At 49.1% G+C, this 20,668-nt stretch carries 12 protein-coding genes; 6 read left to right on the top strand and 6 right to left on the bottom strand.

Features of this window, described 5'->3' with window-relative positions; genetic code table 11:
* Positions 1-87: 87 nt before the first annotated feature.
* Entirely contained in the window at positions 88-2,406 is a 2,319-nt protein-coding gene (locus KU855_RS13025; protein ID WP_218530712.1) for a penicillin acylase family protein, read from the bottom strand.
* A gap of 252 nt (positions 2,407-2,658) precedes the next feature.
* On the opposite strand from KU855_RS13025, the gene KU855_RS13020 reads away from it, so the two are divergent.
* Positions 2,659-3,138 carry a hypothetical protein gene (locus tag KU855_RS13020; RefSeq protein WP_218530711.1) on the top strand — a complete coding sequence of 160 codons (480 nt, stop codon included), beginning with the start codon at positions 2,659-2,661 and terminating at the stop codon, positions 3,136-3,138.
* A gap of 87 nt (positions 3,139-3,225) precedes the next feature.
* On the opposite strand, the gene KU855_RS13015 is transcribed toward KU855_RS13020, so the two are convergent.
* Positions 3,226-4,272: an AraC family transcriptional regulator gene (locus tag KU855_RS13015; RefSeq protein WP_218530710.1), complete on the bottom strand. Its 1,047-nt coding sequence runs from the start codon at positions 4,270-4,272 to the stop codon at positions 3,226-3,228.
* A gap of 192 nt (positions 4,273-4,464) precedes the next feature.
* Between KU855_RS13015 and KU855_RS13010 the strand changes: the two genes are divergently transcribed.
* The 3 genes from KU855_RS13010 (at position 4,465) to KU855_RS13000 (ending at position 9,883) form a co-directional block, all read left to right on the top strand.
* The gene (locus tag KU855_RS13010; RefSeq protein ID WP_218530709.1) at positions 4,465-7,521 is read left to right on the top strand and encodes a long-chain-fatty-acid--CoA ligase; all 3,057 of its coding nucleotides are present in this window, start codon (positions 4,465-4,467) and stop codon (positions 7,519-7,521) included.
* Positions 7,511-9,118: a GMC family oxidoreductase gene (locus KU855_RS13005; protein WP_218530708.1), complete on the top strand. Its 1,608-nt coding sequence runs from the start codon at positions 7,511-7,513 to the stop codon at positions 9,116-9,118. Before KU855_RS13010 ends, KU855_RS13005 begins: the two co-directional genes overlap by 11 nt.
* An 84-nt stretch (positions 9,119-9,202) precedes the next feature.
* The gene (locus KU855_RS13000; protein WP_218530707.1) at positions 9,203-9,883 is read left to right on the top strand and encodes an OmpW family protein; all 681 of its coding nucleotides are present in this window, start codon (positions 9,203-9,205) and stop codon (positions 9,881-9,883) included.
* A 66-nt stretch (positions 9,884-9,949) separates the two neighbouring features.
* Here KU855_RS13000 and KU855_RS12995 read toward each other — a convergent pair whose 3' ends face one another.
* The 4 genes from KU855_RS12995 to KU855_RS12980 all read right to left on the bottom strand — a co-directional run bounded on the left by KU855_RS12995 (position 9,950) and on the right by KU855_RS12980 (position 17,569).
* On the bottom strand, positions 9,950-12,034 hold the full coding sequence (locus KU855_RS12995; protein WP_218530706.1) for an MtrB/PioB family decaheme-associated outer membrane protein: 2,085 nt from the start codon (positions 12,032-12,034) through the stop codon (positions 9,950-9,952).
* A gap of 9 nt (positions 12,035-12,043) precedes the next feature.
* Complete coding sequence (locus tag KU855_RS12990) at positions 12,044-12,985, bottom strand: DmsE family decaheme c-type cytochrome (RefSeq protein ID WP_256261018.1); 942 nt, start codon at positions 12,983-12,985, stop codon at positions 12,044-12,046.
* Between the two features lie 101 nt (positions 12,986-13,086).
* Positions 13,087-15,063, bottom strand: coding sequence for an OmcA/MtrC family decaheme c-type cytochrome (locus KU855_RS12985; protein WP_218530704.1), 1,977 nt, complete (start codon positions 15,061-15,063; stop codon positions 13,087-13,089).
* Positions 15,064-15,385: 322 nt separating this feature from the next.
* Entirely contained in the window at positions 15,386-17,569 is a 2,184-nt protein-coding gene (locus KU855_RS12980; RefSeq protein WP_218530703.1) for an OmcA/MtrC family decaheme c-type cytochrome, read from the bottom strand.
* A gap of 415 nt (positions 17,570-17,984) precedes the next feature.
* Here KU855_RS12980 and KU855_RS12975 point away from each other — a divergent pair, with 415 nt between their 5' ends.
* Both KU855_RS12975 and feoB read left to right on the top strand, forming a co-directional pair.
* On the top strand, positions 17,985-18,224 hold the full coding sequence (locus KU855_RS12975; protein WP_218530702.1) for a FeoA family protein: 240 nt from the start codon (positions 17,985-17,987) through the stop codon (positions 18,222-18,224).
* Positions 18,217-20,511, top strand: a complete 2,295-nt coding sequence (feoB, locus tag KU855_RS12970) for a Fe(2+) transporter permease subunit FeoB (RefSeq protein ID WP_218530701.1) — start codon at positions 18,217-18,219, stop codon at positions 20,509-20,511. The genes KU855_RS12975 and feoB overlap by 8 nt, the downstream gene beginning before the upstream one ends.
* Positions 20,512-20,668 lie beyond the last annotated feature (157 nt).

Below are 20,668 nucleotides of genomic sequence, written 5' to 3'. Positions count from 1 at the left end.
TCTAGGGGGCATCACGGCATTGTGAGTGCTGATTTGCAGGCCACCATGTGCGTGCCGCTACGCAGGCCTAGGGCTCTTCGCTGCGGTTTAGGGATTGACCTCTGGCTTTAAATGCAAGGTATGCCGAGGCGCTGTGGGTAACAATGGCGTGGCTTGGTGGTTGGCATAATCATCAAACCCTGCGCGATAATAGGCCGATAACGGGTGACCAGACTGCCCTCCTGGAAGAGTGAGAATGCCGTCCTGCTCGCGCCCCGGTTGTACGATAAAACGTTGTGAGGCGCCAAATCGAGGGGCTTGCACCGCGGGCTCAAAGCGCCCGCCAAACCCCGCGACGCTGGGCATATCCAGCACTGGGGCTAACCCTGGTATTTGGCGACTGAATGGATGGCTGATAGTCAGTGCATTGACTCGCCCCCACGCCAGATCTTGCAGTTGCCCACTTGGACTATGTTGTTTGAGTAACTTTGCCTTGGCTTGTTGGTAGCTAGCGAGGATAAATGCCGTCCGCTCAGTAGGGATTTGAGGCAACCACTGTGAGTTGTCACGACTTAACAGTTGCCAAAACGCGGTTTCGAGTCCCGATTTTACCCGGCGTAAGCTCAGGTCTTGATTGGCTAAGTGATGCTCTAACGGCGCAAACGTGTCATCCAGGAGTTGATTGCGGAAGGCTGTCACTAAGCTATATCCCACCGAATCGCTGCAAGCGCATTCGCCCCAATTTCTTAACCAGTCGAGATCTTGATGGTACTGGTTGATATCAGTGGCTAAGGATGCCGTCAATAAGCTGTGCCAACGGCGCATAAATATGGCTCGGTTATCCAATTGCATGGTCAAAAACTCGGTTTCATCAAATTGTTGATGGGCCATTAAGTTGTCTTTTATTTGGCTTGAGCGGCTGCCAATGGCATAGCCACCATCACCAAATCTGAGGTGATCTTGTGTCGATAACACTCGGCTATTGGCACTCCACAGGCGGTGTTGCTGTGGATTTTTTACTACCGGAATGTCAGTGGCTGGGCTAAGCCATGCGTGGGCTTGGAATTGTTGAGGCTGTTGACTGGTGATATTGGGGTTATCGCGGCTACTGATTGCCCCGGTTAAGCGCCATGCGGCGTTTCCTTGGCTATCGGTGACTAACATATTTTGCACGGGAATGCCGGTTTCCGCGCTGAGAGCTAATGCGCTATCGACGTCGGAGGCGGTTTCTAATTCAATCAAATCCATATCGACGGCATAACTTTGGTGGCCAACCCAAGCCAGTGCATATTTGACACCATCCACTTGAGTTACTGGCCCATAGCGTGACATCTCAATGGCCAATTCATGGGGCTGGTCTTTACTGTAGATCACTTCGGTCAATGTTTGGGTTTTATCGGTTGGTGCTAAGGCTACCCAGTCTGCCGTATCGATATAGGCGTTGGTAAAGCCCCAAGCGACCTGATTGTTGGTGCCGACGACGATGGCAGGTGCGCCAGGCAAGCTCACTCCGGTGACTTGCACGCCTTGCTGTTGCGCGTCGCGATAATTCAGCTGAGCTCGATACCAGATCACCGGCACGGCTAGGCCCAAGTGCATATCATCTGACAACATGGCGTGACCACTGGCAGTCAGTGATCCTGTGACCGCCCAGTTGTTGCTGCCGACAACATCGGCATCACCAATGTGCAAGCTCGCCGATTGCGCATAAGGGGTTAATGCAACCGGCAATGCCGGTACTGCCATGGTGTCAATCGTTAGTTCGCTGCCATCTAAGGCGGCTTGGTAGCGATCATTCTGGCTAATAAAGGCCACCATATCATCGCCAAGGCTTCGCTTGATATATTCCAGTACTTGCTCGCGCTCGAGGGTGGCGCTTTGTAAATCTAAGTACATGCTGTAAATCACCAGTAAGCTGTCTTCTGGTTGCCATGGGGCGAGAGTATTACTGCTAAGCCAATACTCAAAGCTATTAATGGTTTGTTGACTCAGCGCTGCATTGACACCCGCGCTATAAGCGTTAAGGATGTGTGCCTGAATGCTGGGCAATTGGCTGACGGCTAAGCGTGCGCGTTGGCGGAATTGATGAAAACGATGAGACTTATCCAGTGCTAATGCCCCATCGCCAAAGAGTTCGGCTAATTCTCCCGCCGCGTTGCGTCTGAGTAAATCCATTTGAAAAAATCTATCTTGGCCATGGGCGAACCCTAACGCAAAGGCGGCGTCACTGCGATTGTTGGCGGTAATAATGGCACTGCCCAATGCATCACGCTCAAGGCGGGTCGGGGCTGATAACGTCGCGCCGGGCATGGTCAGCTCACCGTCCAGCTGCGGTAAACTGGCATAGAGCAATCCGTACAACAGCGCCATCCCTAAGGCGATAAGGCTCGCCATCACGGCGATGATTTTTATTGTAATAGTTTTCATGTTAATAATGGGCTACCCGCTCAATGTGTTGGGTCAGTCATTGTTGGACTCAACAATTCGACTGGCGTGGTTAACCATTTATTTTTAACATAAAAACAAATGGTTAACAATTTACTCCGGCGCAGGTAGCAAACGAGTGTGTCAGCGAGGCCGCATTGTGCTGGAATGCTTCTTTGCCAAAAGAAGCATGAGATCTTGTTGATTTGAGTCTTGCTGGACTGAAGATCATACTCATCCCCAAAGGAGCAAGTTATGAATACTCCTGTCCATGGTGAGTCAGCCACTGACTGGCAACATCTGTATGTTTTTGGCATCACTCGACTCCCCATGATCCAAAGGTTTAACTCCTTGGTTTGCGATGCATCAGGTGTTGCCTGCAACCAGCCGGCGTTATTAGTGGATGTTGCCAAGGGCGATGCTAATGCGTTATTGCCGAGTGAGGCGATCGCCCCATTGTTTGTTGACCATTGCCACTGGCCACCCACCTTGTTATCACAATATTGTCTAAACATTGAAGGTTACCAAGGGTTTATTTTGCCTATTAGTGTGGCAAGCGGCAGCCATTATCATCTCGATTTTGGCCAATCAATGAAAGCCCCAGATGGCAGTGTCGAGATATTGGCGGTGGGACAATGCGATGGCCAGCAACCCGCAGACTGGTTAGCTCATATTCAAGCGACATTGGCTTTTATCAAGCAACATAGAGGCGATATCACCCGTCAGTCACATTAAGTGTGAGCCTGGCAGCATCGACGCCGCAGACGCTTGACTCCATCACTTTGGGTAAAGTGATCGCAATGATGGGGAGCATCGATGGCGTTATTGGCCATTATCGGTCGGTGAATTACGGTATTCGAGGGGGGTTTTACCTGTCCACTTTTTGAAGGCTTTATAAAAGTTTGGGGGCTCAGTAAAGCCAACGGCCGCCGAAATATCCTCAATCGTCATGTTGGTTTGCGCTAAGTATTTGATCGACAATTCGCGGCGAGTATTATCGAGGATCTTCTGGTATGACCCCCCGGTTTTGCTGAGCTTGCGATTGAGTGTTCTTAAGGAGTAATTGAAATGGCTCGCCACTTTTTCGGCACTGGGAAATTGGCCGGGTTGTTTGATAATAAAGGCTTGCACTTGAGTGTCGAGACTATTGGCTTGCTCGAGTGTGCGCAGCATATTTTCGCAAGATTGCACACACATTTTAACCGTTAAACTATTGGCGCTTGGCACCATTTCCTTGAGCTCTGACGCCTCAAACTCCCATTGAATGGATTGGCTGTTAAATTCAATATCACATTGAAACGCTTCATAATATTTATCGGCATATGCCGGTGGCGGATAAGGAAAGCGTAAACATAAGTTTTTCAGCGGCCGTTGCAGAACATCGCAACATAAGGCATGGGCTGAGCCAAACCAATATTCGCAATAAAATGGCAGTAACTCGCCGAGCTTAAGCACTTCGATGCCGTCAAAACGCGCCACATTCCCTTGGACATCAAACGATTTATGCAACACCGGGCTAGCTAAGCGTAAATACTTGAGCCCTAGATGGACGGCCTCTTCAAAGGTAGCGGCGCTCATAAGGGCGTAGCCCATAAAGCCAAAATCGGAAAAACAGGTTTCGTGACTGGCGATTAGGCCAATATCGGCACAAGGGGAGTGCTTAAGAATGTTACGAAAAACCGTCAATTTTTGATTGAAAGAGGCGCGCGCCATGGGGTCGGTTAAATCCTCGGGCTGAATGCCACTGCCACTGAGTAGTTGGGCAGATGCCACCTCATAGCGAGCTAACACCATGACCAGACGATAAATGTCTTGGAGCGGGTGACAACGACGATCCATATCGAGTTCACATTCAGCAACGATGATCATTTTTGACTTAAGGACCTCTTGGTATATCAATCTATTAAACAGTAGCACTCAAGGTCGTAGCTGAGCAAGATTATCCATTTAGGACAAAATATTGACCTCATTTAACATTATATTGACATAAGGGCTGTGATTTATTAGTAGCCTAACTATGGTGCATGGCTTTGAAGGGCACCAGCAATGGTGGGTACTAATATGAAAGACGACTCGATTAGCGTTCATTTAACCAGGCTTAAAGCGGCCTATGCGGCTAACCCTTATCCCAGTTTGGCTGAGCGCAAACAGCAACTCAAAGCGCTCAAACGTCAGTTGCAGCGTTATCAGGAATTGATAGCTGCTACTATCGCCAAAGATTATGGCTGGCGCTCACCGGCCGAAAGTAAGTTAATCGATGCCATGGGGCCCGTGTTAGAAATTAACCATGCTTTGCACAGTCTCAAACGATGGATGAAACCCAGTCGCCGTGGCACCGAGCTGTTATTTGCCACCAATAGCGCTAAGGTCGTGTATCAACCCAAGGGAGTGGTGGCCATTATAGCGCCGTGGAATTTCCCACTGTATTTAGCGTTAGGTCCATTAGTCGCCGCACTGGCAAGCGGTAATCGCGCGATGATCAAGATGCCGGGGAATTGCCCATTGACCTGTCAATTATTGCAGCAAATGCTCGGGGAAATCTTTAGCAGTGATCATGTCTATGTGCTGGCGGGCAATCATCCTGAGGCGATGGAGATTTCTAAGCTGCCGTTTGATCATATTATTTTTACTGGCTCGCCGCAGTCTGGGCGGGTGATCATGAAAAATGCCGCCCAACATTTGGTGCCTGTCACCTTAGAGTTAGGCGGTAAATCCCCAGCATTAGTGGCTGTTAACGCCGATATTGACGATGCCGCCAAGCGTATTGCTCATGGCAAGGCGTTTAACGCAGGCCAAGTGTGTTTATCGCCGGATTATGCCTTAGTACCGCGCGCTCAACTCAGTGCCTTTGTGGAGGCGCTTAAAAAGCATCACCTTGCCATGCACCCCACCACCAGTGGCAGTGAGCATTGTACTGCCCTAGTCGATGATCGCGCGGAGCAACGTTTTTTAGACTTACTCAGTGATGCTAGATCGCATCACGCCAATATCTTAGTGTGCGGTGCCATCGGCTCTGGGCGACAATACCCTCTGCATTTAGTCATCGACCCCGATGATAAAATGCGCGTCATGCACGAGGAAATTTTTGGGCCACTATTGCCGATAATACCCTATGACACCCTCGATGAGGCTGTGGTCTATATTCAACAACGTCCGCGGCCCTTAGCCTTGTATTTGTTTGGTTTTGATCATCAGCAGCAGCAAGTCTTATTGCAACAAACTCATTCCGGCGGGGTGTCGATTAATGACTGGGGCTGGCATGCCTTTAACCATGATCTTCCCTTTGGCGGCATAGGTAACTCTGGCATGGGCAGTTATCATGGCGAGGAAGGATTTAGACAGTTATCCCATGGCAGAGCGGTATTTAAGCGCCATCGATATTTCCCCATTGGCTTATTTTATCCGCCCTATGGTACTTGGGTGCAAAAACTCGCGATGAATTTGTTTCTTGGCAAGGCCGATCCTGCGGTTAGCTTTAATGAAACATCCAAGCCCCAAGCGTGTGAGCCTGCGTTATCATGCGCTCACGACGAGCCATTAAATCTCGCCGATTATTTAGTGGCGACAGCGGCCAAGATGCCACAGAAAACCGCCATCATCTATGAACAACAAGCCATCAGTTATGGCGAGTTGGATAGAATGTCAAATCAAGTGGCCAATGGCTTAACCGCACTCGGAGTAGGCGCTGGCGACAAGGTGGCGCTTTGCTGTCCTAACGTGCCTGAATTTGCCGCTGTGTATTATGGCATTTTAAAAGTGGCTGCCGTGGTGGTGCCATTTAATGTGTTGCTCAAAGCCAATGAAATTCAATACCACTTAACCGACAGTCAAGCCAAAGTATTGATTTGTCATGAGGGCAATAGCCAATTGCCCTTGGCATCGAGCGCTCGCACCGCCTTTGAGCAAGTTGATACTTGTCAGCAGCTGGTGATGATTCGCAAGGATAGCCCCCAGGCAGGGATGAGTGATGGCACGCCCACCATACAGTCGTGGTTTAGCGAGCAATCGCAGCAGCAACACATCACAGCGACTCACGCCAATGATACGGCGGTGATCCTCTATACCTCAGGAACCACAGGTCAACCAAAAGGCGCCGAGCTGTCCCACGCCAATGTGGTCAATAATGCGCTCTGCGCTCAGCAGTTTTCACGGCTAACCCCAGACGATGTCTCGCTGATCACCTTACCTTTGTTCCATACCTTCGGACAGTCGGTACAAATGAATGCCAGCGTGTTAACTGGGGCGACCATGGTGTTAGTGCCGCGGTTTGAACCCGGGCTCATCTTGTCCTTAATGGCGCAACATCAGGTCAGCGTCTTTGCTGGGGTGCCGACCATGTATATTGGGATGTTAGCCTATATACACCAGCATCAACTGCCCGTGGCAAATATCGCCAGTCATCTAAACATTGCTATGTCCGGCGGCGCCTCATTACCGGTTGAGGTTCTACAGCAATTTAAGCACACCTTTGGCGTGCCCATTCTCGAAGGCTATGGCATTTCTGAGACCAGTGCGGTGACCTCATTTAGCCACCTTGAATGTCCGCAGATCCCAGGCAGTGTCGGCCAACCGATCGCCGGCGTCATGATGAAAATTGTCGACGATAATCGCCAAGAGGTCGCTCTCGGTGAATTGGGCGAAGTGGCTATTAAAGGGCATAACGTGATGAAGGGCTATATCAACCGCCCGCAAGCCACGGCCGAGGCCATCGATAGTGACGGCTGGTTTTACAGTGGGGATATCGGCCGGCGGGACGAACTCGGCAATTTCTACATAGTGGATCGCAAAAAGGAAATGATTATTCGCGGCGGCTATAACGTCTATCCCAGAGAAATTGAAGAAGTATTGATGCGTCACGACAAGGTTGCCATGGTCGCGGTCGTTGGCGTGGCCGATGCGGTGTTTGGCGAGGACATTAAAGCGTATGTCGTTGCCATTGATGATTACCATGATGAGGCGGAGTTGAGCGCCTGGTGTAAGCAACAATTAGCGGATTATAAGTACCCGCGCCAGATTGAGTTTCGCCCGCAATTACCTATGTCTGCTACGGGTAAGATTTTAAAAAAGGTCTTAAAAGCCGAGAAGCTAACTAATAGAGAGGTCGTTCATGAGGACTGAGTTTGACTATATTATCATCGGCGGAGGTTCTGCCGGTAGTGTACTTGCCAGCCGGTTATCTGAGCAATCACACATTGAGGTCTGTTTGCTCGAGGCTGGCAAGAAAGATACTAGCCAGTTAATCCATATTCCGGCGGGTGTCATTGGTCTGATGAACCCGCGCCACCCGGCGAACTGGGCATTTGAAACCGTACCTCAAGCTGGCCTCAATGGCCGCAAAGGTTTTCAGCCTCGCGGTAAAGTGCTTGGGGGGTCGAGCTCTATCAATGCCATGATGTATTGTCGCGGCCATCGTTGGGATTATGACCACTGGGCTGAACTTGGCAATCCCGGCTGGAGCTATGCGGACGTCTTGCCCTACTTCATTAAGTCCGAAAACAATGAGCGCATTAAGGATACATATCATGGTCAAGGTGGGCCGCTTAATGTGGCTGAATTGCGCAAGCCCAGCGCACTGACTGAACGCTTTATTCGGGCCGCCGAACAAATAGGGATCCCCCACAATAGCGACATCAATGGTGCCGAACAATTTGGGGTGATGCAAACCCAAGTGACTCAAGTTAACGGTGAGCGCGGCAGTGCCGCTAAAGGCTATCTCAAGCCACATTTGTCACGACCTAATTTAACTGTGATCACCGAGGCGCTAACCCATAAAGTGATTGTCAAAGACGGCCGTGCTGTTGGGGTCGACTATCAACACGCGGGCCAACAACATCAAGTGTTTGCCGCGCACGAAGTGATTTTAAGTGCCGGTGCGTTTGGCTCGCCGCAAATACTGATGTTATCGGGTGTGGGTCCGGCGCAACATTTGGCGAGTCTTGGCATCGATGTTATTCACGATGTGGCTGGGGTCGGGCAAAACCTGCAAGATCATATTGATTATGTTCATGCCTTTAAAGCTAAACAAAACAATATGGAGACCCTAGGGGGGTCGTGGCCTGCGATTAAAGGTCTGACCCAAGCGTTTTTTGAGTGGCGTAAGCACCGCACCGGTTATCTCACCACCAATTATGCCGAAGGCATTGGCTTTGTGCGCTCTTCACCTGAGGTTGATATTCCTGATCTTGAATTAGTGTTCGTCAAAGCCTTGGTCGATGATCATGGCCGTAAAATTCATGGCGCTCATGGGTTTAGTTGCCATGTCACCGTATTGCGGCCTAAGAGTACCGGCAAGGTGCAACTCGCTTCTCGTGATCCTCACGATCCCTTATTGATCGACTGTAATTTTCTCGGTGAGCGTGCAGATATGGATTTGATGATCAAAGGGTGGAAGCTGCAATATCAATTACTCCATGCCAGTGCCTTTGATGAGGTGAGGGGGCCGATGGTCTATCCCGTCAACCCGAATGACGATGCCGCGATTGAGGCCGATATCCGCGCCCGTGCCGACACCCAATATCATCCGGTAGGTACCTGTAAAATGGGCCCAATATCCGACCCCATGGCGGTGGTGGATCACCAACTTAAGGTTAAAGGGATTACTGGATTACGGGTAGTTGATGCCTCCATTATGCCGACCTTAGTGGGTGGCAATACCAATGCGCCGACAGTCATGATTGCCGAAAAAGCGGCCGAGATGATTTTAGCGGAGCGATAACTATTTCAAACTACATTAACCAACTGTGTTGCCAAGGTGAATCAAAGGAAGGGTAACTGCACAACACCACTGACGAGGTGGAAAATGAAAAACATCATCATTGCGTTAACGTTAGGCTGGGGCTGTATCTCGACTTATTCCCTCGCGGCAGATGCCGGAGCTCAAGTTATCAAAGGGGGCTATGGGTATGTCAATTATCACTCCAATTCAGGCGAATTAGCTGGCCCGTCGACGCCGGCAGGGGTGTTTGCCGAAGCCAAAAATCATGGGGTTATCGCACTAGCTTATGACTACTTTGTGACGGGTGACATCTCTATCCAATTAGCCGCCGGCATCCCTCCCACGGTGAAGTTAGTGGCCCTTGGCGCCGGTGCAGCCTTAGGCGAAGTGGGGGAAACCACGGCACTCTATCCGGCCATCCTCGGCCTGTATCATCTGGATATTACCCCCAAGCTTGATGTGTATGCTGGCGGCGGCATTAATTACACTAAGTACGTAAAATCGAAAACCTACGCGTCATATAACGCGGCGTTTGGTGGCCCAAGTCAGGTCGATATTGATGATTCATGGGGCGCGGTGGCTAAGCTTGGGGTCAGTTATCAAATTAACCCGCAGTGGCTGGTGGATTTTTCCTATTCTCGCTATTGGATTCGTGCCGATGCCAACATTACCACGGATACCGCTGGGGTAGGTGCGTTAAGCCGCAGTATTAATCTTGATGTCGACCCTGATGTGTGGGTGTTGATGGTCGGTATTAAATTTTAGCGCCTTAATTTACGCGTAATAAAAAGGGCCCATGGGGCCCTTTCATCGCTGGTATTAGCTGCTTGATTACAGCTTGTATTGGAAGCTTAACATCACCATATGGGCTGAGTAGTCATGGTTGAGATTGCCAAAACTGAGGACATTCCAAATGGCATCTGTGCTTAGCGAGTTCGCTGGGTCATTGTCATGATACTTCTCAAACATATAGTCCATCCGCAGGCTTGATTGCTCACTAACCTGATAGGTGGCATATAAGTTAACGTTATGGGATTTAGCAAAATAATCGCCATAATTGCCGGTTACGCCTTGGCTCACTTGGGTTTCACCGCTGGAGTCTGAATAGCTGTAATCTAACCCTAAGACTAATTTATCTGCCAGTAGGTTGTTATACACCATCCCGGCACCTGCATAGTTGAAGGTGTCGTCAATATTGCTGCTCCAAGTCGGCGCGCCAAATTGGCTACTGCCATTTTGCTCAGCGCTAATTTGCTGATAACCATAGAAGGCATTAAGGGTGACATCATCGGTTAACAGATAGTTAGCGCTGAAATCCGCACTATAATCTTGGGTCTCAGTTAAGCCAATGACAGTGTCATCATAATCATCTAAGGCGTAACGACCTGAGAGATCAAAACTCAAACTATCGAGCGGGGCATAGCTTATTTGCATCTGTACTTGAGTGCGCTGTCTGTCGGCAAGGTTATACTTGCGCAGCAGGGCGTTGTTTTCAGATGACGTTAGCATTGATGCCTGATAACGTGAGCCATCACGCAAGCCGAAACTGCCTTTAACCGAGAAGTCCCATTGCTCAAAACTGGTGAGACTAAAGCGAGTCCATAAGGTACTTTCGTCGGTGGTCTCACGGTCTTGATAATCACGCTCTTGACGCTTGTAGTCATAACCACCGTCTAACTTCATGCCGCGATTAATGCGGTAATCCAATGCCAGTTTGACTTGCTGGTTAGTGTAATCGTAAGGGGTGTTGTAACTGACCTTACCATTCACGTCATTGATGGTGATTTGGGTCCAAGCATCGACTTGAGTTTGGTTGTCTCTGTCATAGTAGTCATAGCTGGCTTGCATCCGTACTTGGCTGCTGAGCTTTTGAACTAACTTGAGCGTTGCCCCAGTTAAGTCGATTTTAGCATCGACGGCATCGGTGGGCAGCTGGTATCCATAGCCAGAGGTGACTAAGGCTTGATCTTGACTCATTTGTCCAAGATAGAGTCGGCCATTTATCACAGTGCCGGCTTGACGCCATTGACCACGGAGGGCAACCGTATGGGCTTGGTTGTCTGGATCAAGCGCCATGGCGCCACGGGTTTGGGCACCAAACGTTGGGCTAAAGGCATTATCAAAATTAAGCTGGCTGTAATTATTGCTAAACATTGAGCCTTGATAACTTAATTGAGACAGCCAATTGTCACCAGACAACGCAATCCCAGCGGCCAAGGTGTCTGTGGTGTAATCCACGGGCTCTGCTAACATCATTGATTGATTATAAAAGCTGCCTGACGCGGTTTTTAAACCGGTTTTCTGCTCGCGCTCATAATCTACAAACGTGCTCCACAAGCTATCAGCTTGATAGCTTAACCCTAAGCCGTAACGTTCACGTTTTAATTCCAAATCAATGGCATGCAGGCTTGAGGCTAGCTGGGTCATCGCCGCGGTATTGCTGGCGTCTACCCAGTTAGATGGCAAGGTTAACTCATTGCCGCCAATGCCTTGATAGGGGGTCATGGCTTGGTCATTGTGCCAAGTGGTAATGGTTTGGTAATTGGCATTAATATTGAAATCGCCAGGCTGAGAGGCGTTGACGTCAATAAAGCCATTGTCCATGCCAAGCTGATAGGCATTGACCGTGGCACGATGGCCATTCACACCTTTGGTGACGAGATTAGCATTGAGTGCGACTGGCACCTCGTTATCGCTACCAAAACGGTTACCTGAAAAGCTATCGTCACTGTCGTTATAACCCACGCCCACGCCAACGGTGCCCATCACTTCGGTGGCTTGAGTGCAGCCTTTACATTGCCAGGCGTCAAACTTAACCTTGGCGGTGTTGGCATTATTGAGGTTATAGCCGTCGGCCATGGCCAGTGAGCTGCCAGCCAATAGGGCTAAGGTGATCACATTGAGCTTGAATTTCATAATGCCTCCTTAACGCTGCAGCAATTTGCCAGATGGATGATTCGAACCATGAACTTGGCTGTGACAATTCATGCAGCTGCGTCCACCGGTAAAGGCATTGTTACCTACCTCACCACCTTGCGCCGTGTTACCTAAATATGCGTTGCTCGCATGGCCATCACTGGCATGACATTGCTGACATAATTGCGGTGCACGCTTGGTTAACATGGCGTCGTTAACACTGCCATGAGGGTTATGACAATTGGCGCAGTTTTCGGTCACGGGCGCATGTTCCCACAGCTTTGGGCCGCGTTTCTCGGCATGGCAGCTATAGCAGGTGTCGTTAATCGTCGGCTTGACTAAGTCGCTATCTGTCATGCTGCCATGGGGGTTATGGCAGTCTGAACAGGTCATCTGCGCCCATTTCATCGGGTGGCTTGAACGCTTGTTCATGTCCGCTTGTTGGCGAGTATGACATTGGCTACAGACTTCCACTTCGTTTTGTTTTTCTAAAATGGGGTCGGTGGCCGCGTGAATGCTATGGCATGAAGCACAGGCAACATCGGCATTGTCGTGATGACTGCCTTGCCAGTCCATACGGGCATCGTCTTGGTGACAGCTCATGCACACGCTATTTTGCTTTTCAGCACTTAAGCTAACGTCTTTTCCAAAAGTGATCATCGGCTCTTTGCCGCCGCGATTATGCTTACCTTGAGGGCCATGGCAAGCCTCACATTGCAAACCAGCCATAGGGCTCTTGCTGGATTCAATCGCGCCATGAACGCCATCAAATAACGCCATCACTTTTTCGGATTTCTTGTGACACATTAAACAAGAGTCAGCGCCTTTAGGTGAGTAATTACCCTCGGCGAACTTTTGATCTAAGGTGGCTTCAACTTGTTCTGGGGACAAGGTGTCGTCCCATTTTGCGCCAGCAGCTGGCATGGTCATGGCTAATGCCATAAACCCCATCGCCAAGATGCTTGTAATCGATGCATTTTTTTTCATAATGATTCCCTGCTAATGGTTAAGTGTCAGATGGGGGCGGCATGCCGCCCCTAAGTCGATTGACCTTACATCTGCACCGCACCATGGTTGGCAACGGTCGGCTTATGACAGAACAAGCAGGTTTCAGTCCCGGCGATTGCAGCGTCATTGGCTTCAGCGAATGAGCCGTTAAACACCGCCCCGAAGTTGACTAAGTCGGCTTGGCTATGACCTAAATAGTCGCCACTATGACACGAGGTACAGGTGGCGGTGATGGGTGTGGTGTAACCGGCTTCTGTTGCTTGCGCGCCTTTCACCTTGAAAGAGTCCAAGTTGAAGTCGTTATGACACTGGGCACAATCACCACCAATCAGACCATAGAATGCTCCGTGGGTTTGGTGAGTACGCATGCCTAAATCCATGCCATTGCCGCTATAGCCTGTCCCCGTTGGCGTATGACAACTGACGCAGCCATCGACACCAACCACTTCTTGGCCATCGACGATGCGAGCCAGTTGCTCACTCATGACAAAGCCTGGGTGATAACCTTTGTGGATCTCGAAGCTATCGGCATGACAATCGGCACAGCTGTCGTAGTTAACAGAATCGATATGACGCATTGTCGGCGCTTTTTCGGTCTTAGTCGCAAACACTAAGTCGGCTTTCATGCCAGTGTAGTTCGTGCCGTCAGCACAAGTTATCGCGTGCTGACCATCGTTACAGATCCCAAGACCGATAAAGGTAAAGGCGGTGTCGGTATCTGCGCCGGTGGCGGTTACTGGCAGTGCGGGAGTGCTAGCGACCAAACGGTTATCGATCACTTCAACATCGGCTTGTAACTGGCCATTTTTGACTAAATTGAGGGTGACTTTTTGATGGTCAACCTCAGTTGCAGGTTTGAAGCCCATGATGGGGTGGTTTGGACCGACGTTGGTGATGGTTTCCAGTTGCTGAATTTGGCCAATCATCTTTTGCAGATCAACCGAGTTTCCGGCGGCATCGACAATTCCCACGCTGATAGTCGCAATATTGTCGGCTGAAACCGTTAGGCTAGAATCCAAGCCATAGCTATTGATAAAGGCTTGTTTATCCTGTGACTTACTCAGGTGGATTTCTTCAGTCCAGCTGGCATTATGACAGGCGATACAATTGGAGTTATCCGCTTGGGCAGGGTGGCCCTGACCGCTAACAAAGTCGATATTGGTATGACAGCTAGAGCAAGTTTCCATGGTAGGAACGCGAGACCAGTTGCCCCATTCCGCTAACTCATGATTATCGTCGGCAGGTTGAATATGACACGCCTGACAGTTGTCTTGAACGATAGCGTTGGCCGTCGCCGCATCTTTAGCATCGTCTTTACCCCATGGTTTCGCCATGTTGTGAACATTGTGGATTAAATGATTGAAACCGGCTTCAGTGCCTCTGCTAGCGGCTAGTTCATCATTGTGACAGGTGATACATGTATCTAAATCTGTGTAGCCGTGGTAAATCTTTTTGGTGTCGGTGTGGCAGGTATTACAGGTTTCGGAAGCGACCACATTTTTGGTGAATTTGGCTTCGCTACCATCACTGGCCAAGTCTTCGGTGTACTCAGTTCTTGGGACTGTGGTGACCCCATCCTGTAAGGTCGACGCCGCGGCGATAAAATTAAATCGCTGGGTTAACTCAGGGTTGTAACCCTCAGTCTCTAGCGTGAAGGTGTAGCTGCCATCTTTATTGTCAATAAATTGCTTTTGAGAACCAATGATTTGCCATTGGCCAGCATTGCCTGCACCCGTGGCGCCCTGAGGCAGCAGTTGTGCGGCTTTCTTGATTTCAAACTCTTTTAGGCCCACAACGGGCAGATCGGCTTCATTGGTCGCAAATACCGTCACCACGGATTGGCCATCGGCATGGGCAAGTCCGGTAATATCAAGGTGAAGTTGTGCCACAGCATCGGCCGCTGGGCCGCCGGGTTTACCCGGGGTACCATTGTCACCGTCACTGCCGCAACCGGCGAGTCCCACTGTCAGCGCGCCAGTGGCTAGTAATAACGCTATTTTTTTGAGTTGTGTGTTCATCATGTATCCCTGCGTATTTAGGAGCATCACCTTGAGCCGAGTAACTGAGTCACTACGTATGATTTTTTAATTAACTCAAGTTGTTGCTGGAAAAAGATTCCCATACAGAAAGTAACTCAAGCCGAATAAAAAATCCTCAAGTTAGGCAAGGTTGTGTGAGCTGGATCGGACTATTTCTTTAGGGGTATTTTTTGCTTAGGAGGGATAAATCTAGGCTGGTTATTACGAAGGCAAGCAAGCTCAGTTGTTTCGTAGTTGTAAAAATGGGAGGCAATTGCCTCCCATTGACTAGTTCTCACTATTGATAGCGATGACCATTAAGTCATTAATTACCGTGCAGTTGCAAGACTTGCTCAGGGGTATGACAAGTTGAACAACTTTCAGCGGAACGACTCATCGCATCCTCTTTGCTGCTAGCATCGACGATACCACCAAAGCTTTCAATGTGATTTTTACCTGCATCAGATAGATATTTCTGGTGACAGCTCAAACAAGTCCCCGCATCTGATGATGCCCAAATTGGGTTACCTTCTTTGTCAGCATATTGCCATGCTCTATCCGTCACGCGACCCAGCTTAATACCGACCATTTCACCGGTCTTGCTATCGCTAGTGTGGCAAGTAGCACAATCGGTTTTAATGACGGTGCCTGAACTTACACCAGAATACTTCAAGAAATGGCCTTCAGCATGATGCGCTTTATACGCAAAGCTTGTCGGTGCCTTAGGTGAACTATATGACAAGCCTTTATCCGGAGTGTGGCATGCTTGGCAATTGACACCATTATCATAATGGACAATTTCTTGGTTATGACAGCTTGAACACTTAGCCGTGTCAACAATCGCGCGACGCTCAGTTGCCGCTACGCTGGTGTCGACGCCATTCCATTTGAAACGTAATGGTTGATCTTGAATGTAAACCATACGTACATTTTTTTCAGTACATGCGGTTGGTTCTATCACGTTAACGTTATAACCACCTTGGTTAAAACACGTGGCTACAGCAGCATAAAACTCAACATTTTTGTTGGTTAAATCAGGTAATACTAAACTCTTGCCTGCGCTAGTGATGCTAAAGGTTTTAGTCTCTGCATTATAATTTGCGTCAGTTAAAGTAAAACCACGGTCGCTGTATGTACTGCCTGATTCATATGCTGGGTAATCTTTATCTATATCCCAAGAAAAATAGACACTGGATTTAGTGTAGTTACTTGGGTTGCCGATGAATTCTTTGGCAACAGGCTGTTGATTGTTATCCAGAACTTGAACGTCAAAGGTTAATACACCATTTTCAGCCGCAATATTGCTAAATTTAGCGGAATATCCAAGGCTAGCTTTATAGCCTTTTAACACATCACCATGACGTTTTTCAGCATTTCCTGTACCAAAGTAGGTATCTGTCGCGTTATGACAAGCGACACAGTTGCTATCAGAGTGGTTAGAGGATGGTTTTTCGGTATGGCAACCGATACAGGCGGTACTGCTTAAGTCGGCTTTGAATAAGTCGGCATTGGCAGGGGCACCTTCACCTTCGACGTGACACGCAGCGCAATCAGCGGCTGGCGTTTGTGGGTACATGACCTTGCCGTAGTCAATCAGCTTTCCGCCGTAACCGACGATTTTATATGGCGCGGCAACGGTTTCTTTGTCGGCGTTGACTGTGGTGCGGCTTGCGCCTTTATGAATGGCGTGGATCATGTAGGTGAAATCGACGCTGTTACCACTTTCAGGGTCACCAGAGGTCGCCGTGTGACATGCTGCGCAGTTTTCGATATCAATGCGGCGACCGCCATGCAGGGCAATACTGTCTGGTTGATGACAGGTATAACACGCTTGGATGGAGACGACATCACGACTCGCAATCCCTTCCGTCAAACCTGTCGATGGCTGCCAATCATGATGGGCATTGGCCACTGTTTGTGGCAGTTCTAATTCGAGAGTAACGCGTTGCGTGGCATCGGCATCATAGGTCACTTCGACGGGCGTAGTGACATTGGCAATGTTTTGTTGGAAGGTATAGCGGTAGCTACCATCACCATTATCGATTAGACATGTATCACACTTATTCGCAGATTCCACGGCAGCTTGTGTGGCATCACCAGGATTTAGATGCGAGAGATCTTCTGGCATCTTGCCCGGAGTTTTAGCCGTATTGATATAAGCTTGCCATTGCAAACCACGGTTAAAGTCACCGCCATGATCACCCGTGGTGGTTTCTGTCACTTGTGTTAGCTGGGCAACGCCGAATCGTAAATCATGCTCTTTTGTTAAACCAAGTACTGCGACACCATTGGCATTTTCAAGGGTGAAGTCAACTGACACCGTGCCATTTTCGACGTTAGCGCTAGTAAACTTAGCCAAAACAGTTGGGCTACTGTCGATGGCAACGCCAATGACGCCGTCCTTGCCCGGCTCGCCGTCATCACCACCACAACCTACTAACGCCAGCGACATAATACCAGCGCTAATAAACGCGGCACTGCGAGCAGTTAAGCTAAAGTGTTTCATCATAATATTTCCCTGCAATCATTATTATCATCACCAACAAGGATCCTTAATCAGCGCTCTCTTATCAGTGTGCGGAAATGTTTTCCAAGGATAAGGCTAACAAATGGTTATTTTTTCGCAGTGTATTTAAGCGCGGTTTGTGACTGAGATCTGACTATTTCTTTAGGGGTATTAGATGGCAGTAACCTCTTGGAATAAAACGAGGTTTATTTAAAGTGTACAAAGTCTTGTGCAACGGGGCTTTGCGCTGTTTTTCGGCAAATATCTTTCATTCCTAATTAATCTGATCAATACTTCGTAATCTAATTGAAAACTATTCTCGTTTAAGTTTTCAAACCATGACTTAGCTAGCATTTTTTGGCAGGTAAATCGGCTATTATGCTTGCAAAATGTGCTCAATAGGTTCAGGAAGTCACAGATGAAGTTAAGTGAACTTAAGCCCGGTGATCGTGCTTGTATCGCCGAGATAGGTCAGTTGGCGTTACCGCAATCGGTCAAACGCAAGCTGTTATCCATGGGAATTACCCCCAATACGCATTTTAGTTTGATCCGCCGCGCCCCAATGGGCTCAGGGCTTGAGCTGGATATCCGTGGTAGCCGTTTATGTATGCGTCGCGATTTAGCCGACATTATTGAAGTAGAGATTGCCAATGACTAAGCCATTTCATTGTGTCACTGTCGGTAACCCTAACGCGGGTAAATCGACCTTATTTAATGCCCTTACCGGTGCCAATCAGCACGTCGGTAATTGGGCCGGTGTCACGGTCGAAAAGAAAACCGGCAGTTTTAGCTTAGGCAACACTGACGTGATGCTGACCGACTTACCTGGCATTTATGATTTATTGCCGGCGGGCAGCCAATGTGATTGCTCGCTCGATGAGCAAATTGCGCAGCAATATTTAATCGATGCCGACATCGACGGCATCATCAATATGCTCGATGCCACCAACATTGAACGCCATTTATATTTAACCGTGCAATTACGCGAATTGGGTACCCCCATGGTGGTGGTGATCAATAAGATGGATGTGGCACGACAGCATGGCATTGAGATTGATTTCGAAGCCATGTCGGCGGCGCTAGGTTGCCCTGTCATTGGCGTGTGCGCTAAAGATGGCCAAGATATTGACCGCATTCAGCAACAAGTGGTGGATTTGCTTGAGGGCAAGATCAGTGCGCAACCGTTAGCGCTTGCTTATGATAGCCGCATTGAAGAAGCGGTCAGTCACACCATGCAACAGCAGCCAGATTTGAGTCGTGGTCGCGCCTTGGCGATGTTCGGACATGGATTAGGCTGTGGTTCGTGTAGCAACGGCCAATTGCAATCACAAGTCATTGATTGTGCGGCAGCGCTGGCCGCGGCCGGCCAAGACATTGAAGTCATGATTGCCGCGACCCGCTATGATTTTGTCGAAGGGGTCTATCAAGGAGCCGTTCGCAGCGACAATCAACCCACCTTAAGTGATCGGCTCGATCACTGGATTTTGCATCCCCTATTAGGTATCCCGGTTTTCCTCGGGGTGATGTACCTGATGTTTATGTTTGCTATCAATGTTGGCAGTAGCTTTATTGATTTCTTTGATATCAGTGCTGGCGCTTTGTTTGTGGATCATTTTGGCGCCCTATTAACCAACATCGGCGCACCGACTTGGCTGGTGACCCTTTTGGCCGGTGGTGTGGGTCAAGGTATCCAAACCGTTGCGACGTTTATTCCGGTGATTGCCTGTTTATTCTTGGCCTTGTCAGTGCTTGAAAGTTCCGGCTATATGTCGCGTGCCGCGTTTGTGGTCGATGGCTTAATGCGACGTATCGGCCTGCCAGGCAAAGCGTTTGTGCCTATGATTGTTGGCTTTGGTTGCTCAGTGCCGGCGATCATGGCAACCCGCACCTTAGGCAGTCAACGTGAACGGATTGTCACTGGCATGATGGCGCCCTTTATGTCTTGTGGTGCGCGCTTGCCGGTGTATGCGTTGTTTGCGGCGGCCTTCTTTCCGAGCCAAGGTCAAAATTTAGTGTTTTTCCTGTATCTGTTAGGTATTTTGGCGGCGGTAGGCACCGGCTTATTGCTTAAATACACAGTGTTACCCGGCACCAGTAGTGCGGTGGTCATGGAATTACCCGATTATGAAGTGCCAAAGCTGATACCGTCATTAAAGCGTGCCGGTAAGCGTACTAAAGGCTTTATCTTTGGTGCTGGTAAAACCATTGTTATCGTAGTGACCTTACTTAACTTTGTGAATGCCATTGGTACAGACGGCAGTTTTGGCCATGAAGACTCAAAAGAATCATTATTAAGTGTGGTTAGCCAAAAGATCACTCCAGTGTTTACTCCTATGGGCGTACAAGCTGATAACTGGCCTGCCACCGTCGGTATTGTCACTGGTATTTTTGCCAAAGAAGCGGTGGTCGGCACCTTAAATAGTTTATATACCGATGCCAGCCACGCTGACGAAGCGTTAGCCCCATTAGCAGAGACCTTTACAGAGGCGCTGCACACCATCCCAGATAATTTATTTGGCATTAACCTGCGTGATCCTTTATCACTGTCGGTGGGTGAGGTGGCTAATCAACAAGTGGCTGCCGACGAGCAAGGGGTCGATACTTCGACATTTACTGCCTTGCAAATTGGCTTTGGCAGTACCATCGCCGCCTTTAGTTATTTGCTGTTTATTTTGCTCTATACCCCTTGCGTGGCCGCCATGGGCGCCTTAGTCAATGAATTTGGGGTGCGCTGGGCTCGATTTGCTGCGCTGTGGACCTTCAGTGTTGCCTATGGTTCTGCGACCTTGGTGTATCAACTGGGGACATTCAGCGCTCATCCGTTACAGTCCAGCTTATGGGTAGTGGCGATTATCTCATCCTTGTTGGTATTTATCGGATGGTTAAAACATCAGGCGAAACGTACCGAGCAGCGACGCTTAGATATTCACGTGGTTACGGAGTAAACGACCTGGTTTGAAAAAAAGCAGCCGCAGGGCTAATGCCGTTCACTTAGTGTGAACGGCATTTTTCTTAGACTTAATGGGATACTTGTTTTTACTCATTTTTAACGCACGTGGATAGGCCCTATCCCGTTTCCCATCAAGCTTGAACTGTCTCGCA

It is taken from the genome of Shewanella sp. NIFS-20-20 (assembly GCF_019209865.1).
Classification (GTDB): Bacteria; Pseudomonadota; Gammaproteobacteria; order Enterobacterales; family Shewanellaceae; genus Shewanella.
The sequence above is the reverse complement of the archived record's forward strand: the minus strand, read 5'-3'. Positions and strand labels throughout refer to the sequence as shown.